The organism is Nocardiopsis sp. TRM 82005 (assembly GCF_056312425.1).
The window spans coordinates 60201-76225 of sequence record NZ_JBWDTQ010000028.1; the positions used below are offsets into that span (position 1 = coordinate 60201).

The 16025-nt window shown below is 72.1% G+C and carries 14 protein-coding genes; 5 read left to right on the forward strand and 9 right to left on the reverse strand.

Annotation, left to right across the window (positions count from 1 at the left end):
* Positions 1–91: 91 nt before the first annotated feature.
* The 5 genes from AC0T5L_RS21890 to AC0T5L_RS21910 form a co-directional block, all read right to left on the reverse strand.
* Positions 92–1177, reverse strand: a complete 1086-nt coding sequence (locus AC0T5L_RS21890) for an ABC transporter ATP-binding protein (protein ID WP_476167336.1) — start codon at positions 1175–1177, stop codon at positions 92–94.
* On the reverse strand, positions 1177–2013 hold the full coding sequence (locus AC0T5L_RS21895; protein ID WP_476167337.1) for an ABC transporter permease: 837 nt from the start codon (positions 2011–2013) through the stop codon (positions 1177–1179). Before AC0T5L_RS21895 ends, AC0T5L_RS21890 begins: the two co-directional genes overlap by 1 nt.
* Positions 2010–2810, reverse strand: coding sequence for a molybdate ABC transporter substrate-binding protein (gene modA, locus AC0T5L_RS21900; RefSeq protein ID WP_476167338.1), 801 nt, complete (start codon positions 2808–2810; stop codon positions 2010–2012). The genes AC0T5L_RS21895 and modA overlap by 4 nt, the downstream gene beginning before the upstream one ends.
* A complete protein-coding gene (locus AC0T5L_RS21905; protein ID WP_476167339.1) occupies positions 2803–3204 on the reverse strand; it encodes a TOBE domain-containing protein in 402 nt (133 codons plus the stop codon). The genes modA and AC0T5L_RS21905 overlap by 8 nt, the downstream gene beginning before the upstream one ends.
* A gap of 177 nt (positions 3205–3381) precedes the next feature.
* Positions 3382–5001, reverse strand: a complete 1620-nt coding sequence (locus tag AC0T5L_RS21910; RefSeq protein WP_476167340.1) for a glycoside hydrolase family 10-like protein — start codon at positions 4999–5001, stop codon at positions 3382–3384.
* Between the two features lie 311 nt (positions 5002–5312).
* Here AC0T5L_RS21910 and AC0T5L_RS21915 point away from each other — a divergent pair, with 311 nt between their 5' ends.
* On the forward strand, positions 5313–6596 hold the full coding sequence (locus AC0T5L_RS21915; protein WP_476167341.1) for an isochorismate synthase: 1284 nt from the start codon (positions 5313–5315) through the stop codon (positions 6594–6596).
* A gap of 46 nt (positions 6597–6642) precedes the next feature.
* Complete coding sequence (locus tag AC0T5L_RS21920; protein ID WP_476167342.1) at positions 6643–7092, forward strand: GNAT family N-acetyltransferase; 450 nt, start codon at positions 6643–6645, stop codon at positions 7090–7092.
* Positions 7093–7179: 87 nt separating this feature from the next.
* Here the strand turns inward: AC0T5L_RS21920 and AC0T5L_RS21925 are convergent, their stop codons facing one another.
* From AC0T5L_RS21925 to AC0T5L_RS21940, 4 genes are all read right to left on the reverse strand, one after another.
* Positions 7180–9204: a PhoX family protein gene (locus tag AC0T5L_RS21925; protein WP_476167343.1), complete on the reverse strand. Its 2025-nt coding sequence runs from the start codon at positions 9202–9204 to the stop codon at positions 7180–7182.
* A 381-nt stretch (positions 9205–9585) separates the two neighbouring features.
* The gene (locus AC0T5L_RS21930; RefSeq protein WP_476167344.1) at positions 9586–10431 is read right to left on the reverse strand and encodes an ABC transporter ATP-binding protein; all 846 of its coding nucleotides are present in this window, start codon (positions 10429–10431) and stop codon (positions 9586–9588) included.
* A complete protein-coding gene (locus tag AC0T5L_RS21935; RefSeq protein WP_476167345.1) occupies positions 10428–11534 on the reverse strand; it encodes a FecCD family ABC transporter permease in 1107 nt (368 codons plus the stop codon). Before AC0T5L_RS21935 ends, AC0T5L_RS21930 begins: the two co-directional genes overlap by 4 nt.
* Positions 11531–12604 (reverse strand): FecCD family ABC transporter permease, encoded by a 1074-nt coding sequence (locus AC0T5L_RS21940; protein WP_476167346.1) that lies wholly within the window; start codon positions 12602–12604, stop codon positions 11531–11533. Before AC0T5L_RS21940 ends, AC0T5L_RS21935 begins: the two co-directional genes overlap by 4 nt.
* Before the next feature lie 180 nt (positions 12605–12784).
* Here AC0T5L_RS21940 and AC0T5L_RS21945 point away from each other — a divergent pair, with 180 nt between their 5' ends.
* The 3 genes from AC0T5L_RS21945 to AC0T5L_RS21955 all read left to right on the forward strand — a co-directional run bounded on the left by AC0T5L_RS21945 (position 12785) and on the right by AC0T5L_RS21955 (position 15967).
* Positions 12785–13807 (forward strand): ABC transporter substrate-binding protein, encoded by a 1023-nt coding sequence (locus AC0T5L_RS21945; RefSeq protein ID WP_476167347.1) that lies wholly within the window; start codon positions 12785–12787, stop codon positions 13805–13807.
* A gap of 135 nt (positions 13808–13942) precedes the next feature.
* On the forward strand, positions 13943–15211 hold the full coding sequence (locus AC0T5L_RS21950) for an alanine racemase (RefSeq protein ID WP_476167348.1): 1269 nt from the start codon (positions 13943–13945) through the stop codon (positions 15209–15211).
* A 150-nt stretch (positions 15212–15361) separates the two neighbouring features.
* Positions 15362–15967: a GNAT family N-acetyltransferase gene (locus AC0T5L_RS21955; RefSeq protein WP_476167349.1), complete on the forward strand. Its 606-nt coding sequence runs from the start codon at positions 15362–15364 to the stop codon at positions 15965–15967.
* Positions 15968–16025: the final 58 nt, after the last annotated feature.

Below are 16025 nucleotides of genomic sequence, written 5' to 3' on the forward strand. Positions count from 1 at the left end.
ATCTGCTCTCACTGGGTAGATGTACTTGCCCTTTTGTCGATAAACATCGCATTGTCAGCATTCGGGCTGTGGGTCGCGTGCGCTGCCAGGGTCAACCCGGGTAGCACTCGACCTCGGCGGCCTTGACCCCCGCCCACACCCCGTCCCCGCGCGCCAGGCCCAGTTCGGCCAGGGCCGCCGGGCTGATGTCGGCGGCCAGGGACGGCTGGCCCGCCAGGTGCACACGCACCTGGTCGCCGAAGCGCTCGGTCCCCTCCACCCTCAGCCGCCACACGTTGCGCGGACTGCCCTGCGGGCGCCGCGGGTACAGGGCCACCGCTCGCGGCGGGAAGGCCACCAGGGCGGGACCATGGTGAGTCTGGTGCACCTCCACCCGTGCGGGGCCGCCGGGACCGGCCGGGTCCAGAGTGACGGTGGTGCCCTCGGCGGTGCCCCGGAACAGGTTCAGACCCACGAGCCGCGCGACATAGGCGGTGCGGGGCCGTCGAGCCACCTCGGCAGGCGGCCCCTGTTGGACCGTCCTGCCTCCTTCGATGACCGCGACCCGGTCGGCGAGCACCATGGCGTCAAGCGGGTCATGGGTGACCAACACCGTCGCACCGTCGAATTCTTCCAACAGGTGGCGCAGCCGGGCACGCACGTCGATGCGGGTGCTGGCGTCCAGGGCGGCCATGGGTTCGTCCATCAGCAGCAGGCGCGGACGCACGGCCAGAGCACGTGCCAGAGCCACCCTCTGGGCCTGGCCGCCCGAGAGCCGGTGCGGCCGTGTGTGGGTGTGCTCGGACAGGTCCATGTGGGCGAGCAGCCCGGTGGCGCGCTCCCGGGCCCGGGCCCGGGACAGTCCCTGGCAGCGCGGCCCGAAGGCGACGTTGTCCAGGGCGCTCATGTGCGGAAAGAGCAGGTAGTCCTGGAAGACCATGCCGATGGGGCGGCGTTCCACGGCGGTGGTGGTCTCGTCGTGTCCGTCCACGCGCACGCGGCCGCCGGTGAGGGGCACCAGTCCGGCCAGGGCGCGCAGGGCCGAGGACTTGCCCGCTCCGTTGGGGCCCAGCAGGGCGAGGATCTCGCCGGAGCGGGTCCGCAGGTCAACGTCCAGGCTGAAGCCGCCCCGGCTCAGACGCAGCTGTGCGTCGAGTACGGGGGCGGAGGTGTCGGGGAGGCCGTCGGTCGGCGCCATCAGGTGTTCATCCACCTCTCACGCAGGGTGGCCAGAACGGCCAGACAGACCAACAGCAGGACCAGGCTGAGCACGATGGCGGCCTCGGGGTCGCGCTGCATGGCCACGTACACGGCCAGCGGCATGGTCTGCGTGGTACCCGGGAAGTTCCCGGCGAAGGTGATGGTGGCGCCGAACTCCCCCAGGGCACGCGCCCAGCACAGGGCCGCGCCCGCGCCGATACCCGGCAGCACCAGGGGCAGGGTGACCCGGGCGAAGACGGTGACCCTGCTGGCGCCCAGGGTGGCGGCGGCCTCCTCGTAGCGGCGGTCCGCGCCGCGCAGCGCGCCCTCCACGCTGATCACCAGGAACGGCATGGCGACGAACACCTGGGCGAGGACGACGGCGGCGGGGGTGAAGGGGATGGTGATCCCGAACCAGGCGTCCAGGTACCGGCCGAGGAGTCCGTTGCGGCCCAGGACCAGGAGCAGCGCCACTCCACCGACCACGGGTGGGATCACCAGGGGGACGGTGACCAGGGCACGAACGAGGCGGCGCCCGGGGAAGTCGGTGCGGGCCAGCAGCCAGGCCAGCGGCACTCCGAGGAGTAGGGAGAGGACGGTGGCGGCGGTGGCGGTGGACAGCGACAGCCACAGGGCCGCCAGCACGTCGGGTTCGGTGACGCGGCTGCCCATGGTGGCCCAGGGAGCGCGTACCAGCAGCCCCGACAGGGGCAGGACCAGGAAGGCGACGCCGAGGAGTGCGGGCAGGACGAGGACCCAGGGCAAACGTCCGGAGCGCACGCGCGGGGCACGTTCGGCGGGGATCGGCACGGCGGAGCCGGTGGCCCGGGTCATGGTGCTTCGAACCCGGCGGCGGTGAGCACGTCCGTGCCCGTCCTGGAACGGACCAGCTCCACCCAGGCGCCGGCGAGCGCGGGGGCGGCGGCCTCCGCCAGGACGGCGATGGGGTAGTCGTTGGCCGCCCCGTCGGCCTCGGGGAACTCCAGCCCCCGAACCCGGTCAGCGGCGGCGGTGACGTCACTGGCGTAGACGAGACCAGCGTCGACCTCGCCGAGTTCGACCTTGGTCAGGACCGCGCGCACGTCCTCCTCGTAGGTGACGGGGGTGATCTGGACACCGGAGGAGTCCATGGCGGTGACGGCGGCCGTGCCGCAGGGGACCTCCTCGGCGCACAGGGCGACCGAGACCCCGGCCCCGGCCAGGTCCGCGAAGTCGTCGATCCCGGCGGGGTTGTCCGGGGGCACGGCGATGCGCAGGGTGTTGGTGGCGAAGACGGCGCCCCGCTCGCCGTGCTCCGCGGCCCAGTCGGGGTCCAGTCCCCCACCCTCGACGACCCGGCCCATGGTATCGGTGTCCGCGGCGGCGAAGACGTCGGCGGGGGCGCCGGAACCGATCTGGACCGCCAGGTCGCTGCTTCCCGCGAAGTTGAGGACCACCTCCACTCCCGGGTGCCGGTCCTGGAACTCCTCGGCCAGGTCGGTGAAGACGTCGGTGAGGGAGGCGGCGGCGAAGACGTGGAGCTGGCCGCCGGAGCCCCGCCCCGCGGAGCCGACGTCATCGGCGGCGCAGGCGGTGAGGCCGAGGGCGGCTGAGGCCAGGGCGCAGACCAGTCGTGGGGCGGCTTCACGCATGGCGGCCCTCCGCGGTCTCGATGACGACGTTGGTGGACTTGACGACCGCCGTGGCGACGGTACCCACGTCCAGGTCCAGTTCGTCGGCGGCCTCACGGCTCATCAGGGAGACCACCCGGTGGGGTCCGGCCTGGATCTCCACGCTGGCCATCACACGGTCGCGGACGACGTTGGTGACCAACCCGCGGAAGCGGTTGCGGGCGGAGGAGACGTGACGCCCCGGATCCTCGTCGGCCCCGGCGCGCATGAACACGGCGAGCTCGGCGCCCTCGAGCAGGCGCCGCCCGGATTCGGCGCGGGTGGCGGTCAGGCGGCCGGAGTCGACCCATCGGCGGACGGTGTCGGCGCTGACCCCGAGGAGGTCGGCGGCCTCACTGATCTGGAAGGTCGGCATGGAACCAATCTACATCTCGCATAAACAACCCCCTAGTGGGGTTTCCGATAGCAGATCATAGCCTTTTGTTCCATCTTCCTGGATTTTGCGACAATCCGCGGCGTACTGTCCCGGGCCAGGCGCGGAACGGGGCCCGCCAGCGGAAGCGGACGGGCCCCGGCCGACACGCGTCCGACCTCAGCCACGGACGCCGGCGACCTCGCTGACCGGGCCCTCGGCCCGGTAGTCGTCCAGGGCGGTGACCACGTATCCGGCGCCGTCCTCCAGCGGGGCGGTGTCGGTCAGCTCCGTCCGTCCGGTGAGGCCCACCAGGTTCTCCGGAGCGACGGCCGCGCAGTGTGCCTCCTCGGAGCCGGGCTCGGTCCCGGCCGCATCGGCCGGCAGCCGGTAGACGGCGTAGAAGCGGGCGTCGCCGGCCGCCTCCCAGGCGACCTCGACGTGCTCGTCCGCGCCCTGGGCCGTGACACCCCGGACCGCGCCCGCCCGCGGGCCCCGGTCCTGGGACGCGTCGGCGTGCGGCGGTAGCGCGGGCCGGTCGTAGTGGGCCCCGGCCAGGTTCGTGAAGGCGTCGGAAGCCTGTTCGCGCAGGTCCTTGATGGAGAAGTAGATGTCGCCGCCGACCCCGGGCAGCCCGCCGGAGTAGTCCAGCTGGGTGCTGAGCGCGTCCTCACCGCGCCAGCCGTCCTCGCCCACCCGGTAGGCGGCCTGCCCGATGTACAGGTCCACGCCGGTGCCCTCGACCTCCTGGGACCACCAGTCGGCCAGGGCCTCGTAGTCGGCGGTGGCGAAGCCCCGTTCCCAGTACAGCTGCGGCGCGACGTAGTCGACGGTGCCCTCACGGATCCAGGTCCGTGTGTCGGCGTACTGGGCGTCATAGGACTGTAGGCCCGAGCTGGAGGAGCCGCTGGGGTCGGTGGTGTCGTTGCGCCAGATACCGAACGGGGAGATCCCGAAGCTCACCCAGGGCTTGGTCCGCTGGATCCGGCCGTGCACGTCGGAGACGAGCTGGTTGACGTTGTCGCGGCGCCAGTCGCCCCGGGTGTCGAAGCCCTCGCCGTGCTCCTCCCAGGAGGCGTCGTCGTCGAACTCCTCGTCGCCCTTGGGATAGGGGTAGAAGAAGTCGTCGAAGTGCACGCCGTCGATGTCGTAGCGCTCCACCACGTCCATGATGACCCCGGTCACCCACGCGCGGACCTCGGGGTTGCCCGGGTCGACGTAGGCCTCGTCAGCGTAGTCGACCAGCCAGCCGGGGTTCTGTCTGACGGGATGGTCCTCGACCAGGTTCTCCACGTCGGGGTCCTGGAAGCCGACCCGGTAGGGGTTGAACCAGGCGTGCAGTTCCATGCCCCTCTCGTGGGCCTCGGCCACCGCGTACTCCAGCGGGTCGTAGCCGGGGTCACCGCCCTGCTCTCCGGTGAGGTAGCGCGCCCACGGCTCCAGGTCCGAGGAGTAGACCGCGTCGGCGGTGGGCCGCACGTGCAGGAACACGGCGTTGAGGCCCATGGCGGCGGCGTCGTCGAGGTAGGCGCCGAGCTCGTCCCTCTGCTCCTGGGCGGGCAGGCCCGGTTCGGAGGGCCAGTCGATGTTGCGGACGGTGGTCAGCCACGTCCCGCGCATCTGACGCTTGTCCTCCTCGCCCCCGCACCGCACGGGGGCGGCGGACCGGCCTGGTCCGGGGGCGTGGGCGCCGGAGTCCTGTAGGACGCATCCCGACAGCAGGACGGTGGTCGCGGCGGCCGTCGCCGCCCACCGGACCGCGGCGCGCGGCGAGACCGGGGCCCCTACCACTGGATCCATGAGAGAGAGGTCTCCTCCGAGAGTCGTCGCGCACCGCCGTCACCCTGGCGTCGTGCCGCGAACAAGAGTAAGGGAGGACGCCAGTTCTCGGACAGGATTCAGCCAAGCCGTGGACAACTCACACATGCCGGGTTTCGGGCGCATCCCTCCCGGTCGGCCGGTGGCCGCACGAAACCCCCGCCCTCCCCCTGGAAGGGCCAAGACCGCGCTCCGAACGCGGCCCGCGCCCGGGGACACGGCGCGCCACGCACTATCCCCACCTCGACGGATCCGGACACACCGTCCCAGAAGAGGTCCTAAACTCAAGGACCGTGAACGCCGCCCTGAGCCCGCCCAAACTGTTCGTCCGCACCGTCGCCCTGCACGACCGCACCGGCAGCCTGCCGCGTCGGCTGCCCGCAGAGTCCCCTCTGGCCTGGCTGACCGGCGACGAGGGAATCGTGGGCTGGGGCCGGGCCGCGCGGCTGGACCTGAACGGCGATCCCGGCGCCGACGATCCCACCGACACCACCCGCTTCACCGACGCGGCCCGCTGGATGGACGAGCTCACAGAGCGCTCCCAGGTCCAGGACGAGGTGGGCCGGCCCGGTACCGGCCTGGTCGCGTTCGGCACGTTCGCCTTCTCCCCCGCCTCGGGGAGTTCGTCCCTGGTGGTGCCCCGTGTGCTCTTCGGCCGACGCGACGGCCGTACCTGGCTGACCACCGTCACGGACGACCCCGGCGACCGTCCGCCCGAGCTTTCCCACTCCGCATCCGCGCCGCGGCCGATCGGCCCGGTCTCCTGGAGCCGGGGATCGTTGACCGGTGAGCGGTGGATGGCCGCTGTGGCCGACACGGTCGAGCGCATCCGCGCGGGTGAGCTCGACAAGGCCGTGCTGGCGCGCGACGCCTTCGCCGACGCCGCCTCACCCATCGACGTGCGCACCCTGCTGGAGCGGCTGCGCCTGCGCTTTCCCAGCTGCTTCACCTTCTCCGTGGACGGCATGGTCGGCGCCACCCCCGAACTGCTGCTGCGCCGCGAGGACGACCAGCTCACCTCACTGGTGCTGGCGGGGACCCGCACCCGGGGCGAGGACGCCGACAGCGACCGGCGGCTGGCCGAGGAACTGCTGGCCTCGGCCAAGGACGTGGACGAGCACCGCCTGGCCGTGGATTCCCTGCGCGCCGCCCTGGCACCGCTCACCGAGGAGCTGGACGTGCCCGAGCGGCCCCACCTGCTGCCCCTCGCCAACGTGCAGCACCTGGCCACCCCCGCGCACGCCCGGCTCTCCCCCGGGGTGTCGGCGTTGGACGCGGTCGCCGCCCTGCATCCCACCGCCGCCGTGGGCGGCACCCCCACCGCCGCGGCCATGCGGCTGATCGCCGAGGTCGAGGGCATGGGCCGGGGAGGCTACGCCGGTCCGGTGGGATGGCTGGACGGGGCGGGCAACGCCGAGTGGGGCATCGCCCTGCGCTGCGCCCGCGTGGAGGGCGCACGCGCCCGGCTCTTCGCCGGGGGCGGCATCGTCTCCCAGTCGGACCCGCCCTCGGAGCTGGCCGAGACCGAGTCCAAGTTCCGGGTGATGCGCGAGGCCCTCACCGACCAGGACGCCTGACAGGGTTTTTACGGCCCGGAAACACGGCGCCGCTAGTTTTGCGCGCATGCGAATCGACATGGTCCCCTGGGATGACCCCGACGCCCGCGCTCTGCGGAACGGTCAGCGCGCGGAGATCGCCGAACGCTACGGCACCACCGACTCCGAGCCCGGTGTGGCGCCCTCGGCCGACGACATCGCGGTGTTCGTGGTGGCCCGCGACGAGCGGGACACGGCCGTGGCCTGCGGCGGCCTGCGCGACCTCGGCGAGGGGGCCGGCGAGGTCAAGCGGATGTACGTGCTGCCCGGACACCGGGGTTCGGGCGCGGCCCCGCTGGTGCTGGCCGCGCTGGAGGACTGGGCCCGTGAGCGCGGCTGGAGGTGCCTGCGCCTGGAGACGGGCGACCGACAGCCCGACGCCACGCGGTTCTACACGCGTTCGGGTTATGTCCCCATCCCGGGGTTCGGCGCCTACGCGGACTCACCGTCCTCGCACTGCTTCGAAAAGGCGCTCTGAGGCCCGGAAGCAGCAGAACCGGCCCCGGCGCCCCCACGACGGAAGCCGGGGCCGGTGGTCCTGCTCCTCCCGGCGGGAGGGGCCGGGCTACCTACCCACCTCGCGGCCCGCGGTGTGCCAGATGCACGCCACGGACGGGCGGGGCATGTCGCCGTCGGGCCAGGTGCTGGTGGGCTCGTCGAACGTGCCGCCGTCACCCGGGTGCTGCGGGGCCAGGAAGACCGTCTTGCTGTCCTCGGTGATGAAGGGACCGCAGGCCTCAGCACCGACGGGAACGGTCGCGAAGGTCTTGAGCTCACCGCGGAAGCGGCCCTCGACCGGCATGACGTGCAGGCCGTCGTTGATCCCCAGCGAGCCGGGCTGGCCGTCCGTGGAGATCCACAGGTTGCCGTCCTTGTCGAAGGACAGGTTGTCCGGCGAGGAGATCGGCATGACCTTGGACTTGTCGAAGCCCGCGTAGTAGGTGTCCTCGTCCTCGGGCTCCCCGCACACCAGCGGCACGTTCCAGGAGAACGCGGTGGCCGCGGCGTCGTCGTCCTTCTCGATGATCTCGAGGATGTGGCCGTACCGGTTGGGGCCGCGCGGGTTGGGCTCGTCGGCCTGGCCGGGCTCGCGGGCGGAGTTGTTGGTCAGCGCGCAGTAGACCTTGCCGGTGACCGGGCTGGTCTCGAAGTCCTCGGGCCGGTCCATCTTGGTCGCGCCCGTGGCGTCGGCGGCCAGCCGGGTGTACACCAGCACCTCGGCGACGCTGAAGCCGTCGACGAAGCTCTCGGTGTCGGTGCACAGCGGGACCCACTCGCCGGAGCCGTCGAACTCTCCGTCGGAGGGCAGGGCGCCAGAGCCGTCGAACTCCTCGGCCGGGCTGTTGCCGCTCAGGCGGGCCACGTACAGGGTCCCCGAGTCCAGCAGGGTGAGGTTGTGGCGCCGCGCGCCCTCGACGTACTTCTTGACGCTGACGAACTTGTACATGTAGTCGAAGCGCTCGTCGTCACCCATGTAGGCGACCACGCGGCCGTCCTCGGCCAGGCGGGTGGTGGCGCCCTCGTGCTTGAAGCGGCCGAGCATGGTGCGCTTGCGCGGCTCGGACTCGGGGTCGAGCGGGTCGATCTCGACGACATAGCCGAAGCGGTTGGCCTCGTTGGGGTGCTTGGCCAGGTCGAAGCGCTCCTCGGCGCGGTCCCAGCGGCGCCCGGAGGGCCCGGTGCCGAGGCCGTAGCGCGCGGTCTCCCTGGCACCGGAGGCACCGCCGAAGTACTGGTGGAAGTTCTCCTCGCCGCTGAGGAAGGTCCCCCAGGGGGTCATACCGCCCGCGCAGTTGTTGAGCATGCCCCTGACCAGGGTCCCGGTGGGGTCCTCGTCGGTCTTGAGCAGGTCGTGCCCGGCGGCGGGGCCGCTCAGGCGGATGGGGGTGGTGGCGGTGACGCGCCGGTTGAAGGAGCGCTCCCCCTGCGACAGGACCCACTTGCCGGTGCGGCCGTCGCGCTCCAGCTCGACGAGGGAGCCGCCGTGGGCGGCCATGGTGATGCGGATCTGTTCCTCGCTCGCCGAGGCCCCGCCGGGGTAGTCGGGGAACATCAGGTGCTCGTTGGTGTACTCGTGGTTGACCCACAGCAGGCCGTGGTCGTCGTCGAGCTGGTGGAAGCCCACGTAGTCGCAGTTGTAGCCGAACTGCTGGGCCTGGGCCTCGACGGTCTGGCCGTGCGGGTCGAACTCGGGGGCTCCGGGCAGGACCGGGTCCCCCCAGCGGATGACGACGTGCTGGTCGTAGCCCTTGGGGATGGTGATCTTGTCGTCGTTGTTGGGCTGGACGCTGTTGAAGGTGGGCCGCGGCGTGGGGTGGGGCCGGTTGGGCCCGCGCGGGTCGGCGGCCACGGGGCTGAGCGCGGAGAGCCCGAGCGCTCCGGCTCCGGCGGTGGCCGCCCCGGCGCGCAGCGCGGTACGGCGGGAGAGCGCCTTGGCGAGGATGTCGCCGAAGTAGGGGTTGTCACTGCTGTTCGGAGCGGGGTGGAAACAGGCGTCGCCACAGCGCAGTTGGCATGTTGCGCGGGAACGGCCGCCTCCGACCTGACCGATCAACGGCAGCGAGCGGCGGCGGGGCGCGGATTCGGGCACACCTTCTCCTCGGGGATCGTGCTGCTTCCGCGCGCTCCGACCGGTGCGGGCGGAGCGGAACGCGCGACTTCTCCAGGTCCGGCGGGGCTCCCCGCCGGTCGCTCTCGACCTTGTCCGAGGTTCCACACGCACGGGTGAAACCGAGGTGAACGCCCCTACAACTCCGACACATTCCCTGGTGTGTCACTCTCCAGGTTTATATGAACACGCACCGTCGGTTCTAGTCGTGATCATGACCGATCCGGAACCGTCCGGTCCAAAGGCCACGCCCGAAGAGGTGCCCCGAATACGCCCCTCCTCCCACGATCAGTACGCCCGAACCGGTTGGGGCCCGTGCGGGGGCCGCCTGCCCGGGCCCGGGGAGGTCGGGTCCGTGGGATGTCAGGACCGCTGGCCGCTGCGGCCGACCGGAACCACCATCGGTCCTCCGGTGACCGGATCCTCCACCACGACCGCCTCCAGGTCGAAGGCCTCGCGCAGCAGCTCGGGGGTGAGCACGTCGGCCGGAGAGCCACAGGCCACCACCCGTCCCTCGCGCATGGTGATGACGTTGTCGGCGTAGCGGGCGGCGAGGTTGAGGTCGTGCAGCACCATGACGATGGTGCGCCCGCCGTGCTGGTGCAGGTCGCGCACCAGGTCGAGGACGTCGACCTGGTGGACCAGGTCCAGGAAGGTGGTGGGCTCGTCCAACAGCAGCAGGTCGGTGCCCTGGGCCAGGACCATGGAGATCCACGCACGCTGGCGCTGGCCGCCCGAGAGCTCCTGTAGGGGGCTGTCGGCCAACTCCAGCAGCCCGGTCTGCTCCAGGGCCTGGGAGACCGCCTGGTGGTCGTCGCCCGACCACTGCCGGTACCAGCGCTGGGAGGGATGGCGTCCCCGGGAGACCAGGTCGGCCACGGTCAGCCCGTCCGGTGCCACCGGCTGCTGGGGCAGCACGCCCAGCACCTCGGCGACCTCACGGGTGGGCACTCGGTGGATGTCGCGGCCGTCGAGCTCGACCATGCCCGCCCTGGGCTTCATGAGCCGTCCCAGTGCGCGCAGCATGGTGGACTTGCCGCACCCGTTGGGGCCGATGACACAGGTGATGGTGCCCTCGACGATGTCGGCGTCCAGGTCCTGCACGACGGTGTGGTCGTCGTAGGCCAGGGTGAGGCCGCGTGCGCTCAGCCGGACAGGGGCGGTCGTGGACACGGGGGCGACCCGCGTACGGGTTTCTTGTGTGGTCACGCCTGGACCTTTCGGTTGCCGCTGACGAGCAGGTAGATCAGGTAGAGGGCGCCCAGGCAGCCGGTGACGATGCCGACCGGCAGCTGGACGTCGGCCAGGTTACGGGCGAGCAGGTCGGCTGCGCAGGTCAGGGCGGCTCCGACGAGGGCGGAGAGCAGGACGGGCGGGCGCGGGGTGCGGGCCAGGCGCAGTGCGATCTGGGGGCAGGCCAGGGACACGAACAGGATCGGTCCGGCCGCCGAGGTGCCGAAGGCGGCCAGGAGCACGGCCAGCACCAGCATCGCGGTACGGGCGTGTTCCAGTCGCACCCCCAGGCCGCGGACCACGTCGTCGCCGTAGGAGAGCACGTCCAGGGTGCGCGCGGCGACCAGGGCCAGGGGCAGCAGCAGGGCCAGGGCCAGCGCGACGGGCAGCGCGTCCTGCCAGGTGCGCATGGACAGGCTGCCCGCGATCCAGACCATGGCGCGTCCGGTACCGCTGACCTCCCCCAGGGTGAGCATCCACAAGGTGAGGTTCATCAGCACGGTGGACACGCCCACGCCCACCAGCAGCAGCCGGAACCCGTCGATACCGCCGCGCCAGGCGAGTCCGTAGCACAGGACGCCGGCGGACAGGCCGCCGACCAGGGCCAGGACGGGCACGCCGATGTTGGCCAGGGGCCCGCTGATGATGCCGTAGCTGCCGCCGAAGGCCATCACACCGACCACGCCCGCACTGGCGCCGTGGGTGACGCCCAGCAGGTCGGGGCTGGCCAGGGGGTTGCGCATGATGGTCTGGGTGATGGCGCCCGCGGCGGCCAGGGCGGCCCCGGCGAGCATGCCCACCACCACGCGCGGTATGCGCACCCGCCAGATGGCGAAGTGGTCGTCGTAGTCGGTACCGATGACGTTGGCCCACACCCGGTCGGGCGGGATGAACACCTCGCCGACGGAGAGGCTGAGCGCCACCAGCGTGAGCAGGACCAGGGTGGTCAGCAGGCCGACGACGACCAGGCGGGGGCGCAGGGGGAAGGAGACCGGCCCCAGCCGGATGGCCCGGCCCCGGCGGGCCAGGCGTGCGCGGGCCCTCTGGCGGGCGTCGTCGGGGGCGAGGGTGGAGGTCATAGGGAAAGCAGTCTCCGACGGCGGACGATGTGGATGAAGAAGGGTGCGCCGAGCAGGGCCAGGACCACGCCGACCTGGAGTTCGCCGGGCGGTGCGAGGAAGCGGCCCAGGACGTCGGCGACCAGGAGCAGGGCCGCGCCCATCAGCGCCGAGTAGGGCATCAGCCAGCGGTAGTCGGCTCCGACGATGCCGCGGGCCAGGTGGGGCACGATGAGGCCGACGAAGGCGATGGGCCCGCAGGCGGCCACGGTTACACCGGTGAGCAGGGTGATGGCGAGCAGGCCGGTGGCGCGGGCGCGCCCGATCCGAAAGCCCAGGGCCCGGGCGGTGTCCTCACCCAGGGCCAACGCGTTCAGAGAGCGGGCGTTGGCCAGGGCCAGGACGGTGCCGAGGATGACCACGGGCACCATGGGGACGAGGATCGAGGGGTCGCGGCCCACCAGGGACCCCACCCGCCAGAACCGGAACTCCTCCATGGTGGACTGGTCGAGAAGGACTAGCCCGGAGGCCAGGGAGTAGGCCATCCAGCTCACGGCGGTCCCGGCCAGGGCCAGGGTGATGGGTGTGGGGCCGCGTCCGGGGACCGAGCCGATGGCGTAGACCAGGACGGAGGCCACGGCGGCGCCCGCGAAGGCGAACCAGGCCTGGGTGTACAGGGTCGTGGTGTCCAGGAGCATGATGCCCAGTACCACGGCCAGGGCGGCGCCGAAGGTGACGCCGAGGATGCTGGGATCGCCCAGGGGGTTGCGGGTGTGCCCCTGCATGAGGGCACCGCCCAGGCCGAGGCTGATCCCGGCGAGCAGTCCGAGCGCGGTGCGCGGCAGCCGGATGTCGTTGACGATGATGTCGGCCTCGTTGCCCGCGGTGGCGGTCAGGGCCAGCCACACCGTGCCGGGGCTGAGGCCGCGGGCACCGACGAGCACGCTGGCCAGGACGGCCAGGCACAGCAGCAGGAGCATCAGGACCAGCCCTGCGGTCCGGCGTGTCCGGCGGGCCGCTACCGCGCCTCCCGCGGTGGTCGTCGGGGCCGACTCCGTGGGGGTTCGCGGCGGCCCGATGGTGTCCCTCACCCGGTCTCCCAATCATGACGAAAGGCCAGGCCAACCTAACTTAGGTTTGCCTAGCCACACCTGGATGCTCTAAGTTTGCCACGTCTCAGTAGGAGACGACACATCCCCTGGCGATGTGTGCGGTCTTCGTGTCAAAAGAGCAGCTTTCCCCTTTCCCCTGAAGCGACCGGGAGCCCCACCATGACCACTCTCGCCCACCTGCGCCGCGCGGGCCTGCCCCTGGCCGTCGCCGCCTCCCTGACCCTGGTAACCGCGTGCGGTGCGAGCGGCCCTGAGGAGGAGTCCTCCTCCGGCGGCGGAGAGGAGAGCGCGGAGGGCTTCCCGATCACCGTCGAACACGCCATGGGCGAGACCGAGGTCCCGACCGCCCCCGAGCGGGTGCTGCCGCTGGACTTCACCTACGTGGACGCCACCCTCGCCCTGGGCGGGAACGTGGTGGGCTTCACCCAGATCGCCGAGGGCCAGGACACCCTGCCCGAGTACCTGTCCGAGAGCGCCTGGAACGTGGGCAGCGCCGAGGAGGCCGAGTCGGTGGGCCTGCTGTGGGAGATCAGCCCTGAGCTGGTCGCCCAGACCGAGCCGGACCTGATCCTGTCCGCCGAGGTGCGCCACGGCGACGGGTACGAGCAGCTCGCCGAGGTGGGCCCCACCGTGATGTCGGAGACCACCGGCGCCAGCTGGAAGGACAACCTGCGCCTGACCGGCGAGGCGATGGGCATGAGCGAGGAGGCCGGCCGGCTCCTGACCGAGTACGAGGAGCGGGCCGCCGCCATCGGCGACGAGATCGCCGAGTCCTCGGACGGGGAGCAGCCGACCGTGTCGGTGGTGCGCTTCGCCGGTGACGCCGACGGCGTGCGCCTGTACACCCGCAACTCCTACATCGGCGTGGTCATGGACGACCTGGGCCTGCCCGCCAGCGAGGGCACGGACACCGAGTCGGAGGAGATCGCGACCTACCACAGCCCCGAGCGCCTGATGGACCTGGATGCCGACCACATCCTGGTGGCCACCTACGACGACGGCGAGGCCGGCGAGGTGGACGAGGACAAGGAGCGCTACGTCACCAGCCCGCTGTGGGGCGAGCTGGAGGGCACCAAGACCGACGTGGACGACGCCTACTGGATGTCCGGCGTGGGCCTGATCTCCGCGCACACCGTACTGGATGACGTCGCCGAGATCTTCGACGTCGACCCCCAGCGCTGAGCAGGCACTCACCGCACAAGCTCCAGTCACCATGCGACCGGGGGCGGACCCGCCGACCGGGCTCCGTCCCCGCCCGTCTGCCGTGTGCCGCTCACACGGCGTATCCGACCCGCCACACGCACCAGAGGGATCCCCATGGAACCGCCCCGCTCCTTCGAGCACACCCCCGCCCTGCCCACCGAACGGATCCCCGAGCACGTGCGCCGGGCGGCCGCGGACCTGGCCGCAGCCCCCGGTTCGGGCTACGTGTACGATCCGGCGCTGGCCGCCGACCGGGTCCGCACGCTGCGCGAGGCGCTGCCCGCCTGGGCCCGGGTCTACTTCGCGGTCAAGGCCAACGGCTTCGAGCCGGTGCTCACCCGCCTGGCCGAGGCGGTGGACGGGTTCGAGGCGGCCTCCCTGCACGAGGCACGCACCGCCCTGGCCGTGCTGCGCGACCGGCGCGAGGGGGCCGGCGCCGGGAGGATCACGGTGAGCGGCCCGGGCAAGACCCCCGAAATGCTGTCGGGGCTGGCCCGCCTGCGTGCCGAGCAGGGCGCGGACGTGGTGGTCAACGCCGAGAGCGAGCTGGAGCTGCACCGCGTCTCGGCCGCGGCCCGCGAGGCGGGAACGGTGCTCCCGGTGGCCCTGCGCGTCAACCCCGAGCACGTCCCGGTCAGCGGCGCTCTGGTGATGGGCGGTACTCCGGGCCCGTTCGGTGTACCCGAGCCCTTGGCCGCCGACGCCGTGCGCACGGCCCTGTCCCTGCCCGGGGTGGACCTCGTGGGCTTTCACGTGCACGCGGTCAGCGGCAACACCGACGCCACCGCGCACGTCGCCTACGTGCGCTGGTGCCTGGAGTGGGCGCGGCGGACAGCGGACGCGCACGGGGTGGACCTGCGCCTGGTGGACGTGGGCGGCGGCCTGGGCGTGCCCTTCGAGGAGGACGAGGGCGCCTTCGACCTGGAGGGGTTCGGCGCCGCCCTGGCGCGGCTACCCGATCCGGGCGTGGAGGTGGTGTTCGAACCGGGGCGCTGGATCGCGGCTCCCACCGGCTGGTACGCGGCGCGGGTGACGGACGTGAAAACGGCCTACGGCGACTGCTTCGCGGTGGTGCGGGGCGGGATCAACCACTTCCAGCTGCCCACGTCGTGGGAGATCCGCCACAATTTCGCGGTACTGGAGGGCGAGCCGTGGCCCGCCGACACGCCCCGGCCGCAGGCGCGCGGGGAGTCGGTGACGGTGTGCGGGGAGCTGTGCACCCCCGAGGACGTGCTGGCCCGGGACGTACGCGTGGAGTCCCTGCGCGCCGGTGACGTGCTGGTCTTTCCCAACGCCGGTGCCTACGGGCACGAATTCGCGATGCCCGCGTTCCTGGCACACCCGGCGGCGCCCCGCGTGACCGTGGACAGCCGCCTGCCCTGACCGATCATGTGCCCTGGGTCACTCGGACGCCTGCACACCTTGACATGTTTAGGTAAGCCTGCCCTAATTTATGGCGGCTCTGGTGTGCGTTCCCGCGCACACCCAGATCCTGACCCAGGACCGTCCCCCGCCCCGACGAAGGAGCCCCCCGTGCCCGTGCCGCCCTCCGCATCCGCCACGACCGCACCGGCCCGGCCAGCCGAGCCCGCCGCCTGGAGGGTCGACAACCTCAGCGGCGCCGACGTACTGGCCGACCTCACCCCCTGGGTCGACGCCTACGAGACGGTGTACGCCGACGTCCTGCACCTTCCCGACCACACCACCCCGCCCTTCGGCGAGCGCCTGGCCTTCAGCGCGGCCCGCCCGGGATTTCGGCTCACCGCCTGCCGTGCGGGCGGCGAGCTGGCCGGATTCGCCTACGGCTACACCCTTCCGCCGACCACCGGCTGGTGGAACGGGTTCGTCCCGCTGCCGGGCGTGGACGCCGAGGACGTCGTCACCGAACGCCCCGGCCGGACCTTCGCCATGTGCGAGGCGCTCGTCCACGCCCCCTTCCGCGGTACCGGCGTCGTGGAGCGCTCGCTGCCCTTCTTCCACGGCGGGCGCGGGGAGGAGCGCGCCGCGGGGCTGGTGGCCGAGACCAACACCCACGCGCTGGACATCTTCCTGCGCAACGGCTGGCGACACGTGGGCGACCTCGCACCGCACCCGGGCTGGCGCAGGCACCACTGCCTGCTCATGCCGCTGACCGGCTGAACACCCCCGCCGGCGCCCCCGCCGCAAAGATCCCCTCCCCCCTTCCGGGCTCCGTAGC

Excerpts from the sequence above, each read along its gene's own strand:
- AC0T5L_RS21950 (WP_476167348.1), top strand. The coding sequence starts at position 13,943 with ATGGAACCGCCCCGCTCCTTCGAGCACACCCCCGCCCTGCCCACCGAA.
- modA (WP_476167338.1), bottom strand. The coding sequence starts at position 2,810 with ATGCGTGAAGCCGCCCCACGACTGGTCTGCGCCCTGGCCTCAGCCGCC.
- AC0T5L_RS21890 (WP_476167336.1), bottom strand. The coding sequence starts at position 1,177 with ATGGCGCCGACCGACGGCCTCCCCGACACCTCCGCCCCCGTACTCGAC.
- AC0T5L_RS21935 (WP_476167345.1), bottom strand. The coding sequence starts at position 11,534 with ATGACCTCCACCCTCGCCCCCGACGACGCCCGCCAGAGGGCCCGCGCA.
- AC0T5L_RS21945 (WP_476167347.1), top strand. The coding sequence starts at position 12,785 with ATGACCACTCTCGCCCACCTGCGCCGCGCGGGCCTGCCCCTGGCCGTC.
- AC0T5L_RS21920 (WP_476167342.1), top strand. The coding sequence starts at position 6,643 with ATGCGAATCGACATGGTCCCCTGGGATGACCCCGACGCCCGCGCTCTG.
- AC0T5L_RS21910 (WP_476167340.1), bottom strand. The coding sequence starts at position 5,001 with ATGGATCCAGTGGTAGGGGCCCCGGTCTCGCCGCGCGCCGCGGTCCGG.
- AC0T5L_RS21905 (WP_476167339.1), bottom strand. The coding sequence starts at position 3,204 with ATGCCGACCTTCCAGATCAGTGAGGCCGCCGACCTCCTCGGGGTCAGC.
- AC0T5L_RS21895 (WP_476167337.1), bottom strand. The coding sequence starts at position 2,013 with ATGACCCGGGCCACCGGCTCCGCCGTGCCGATCCCCGCCGAACGTGCC.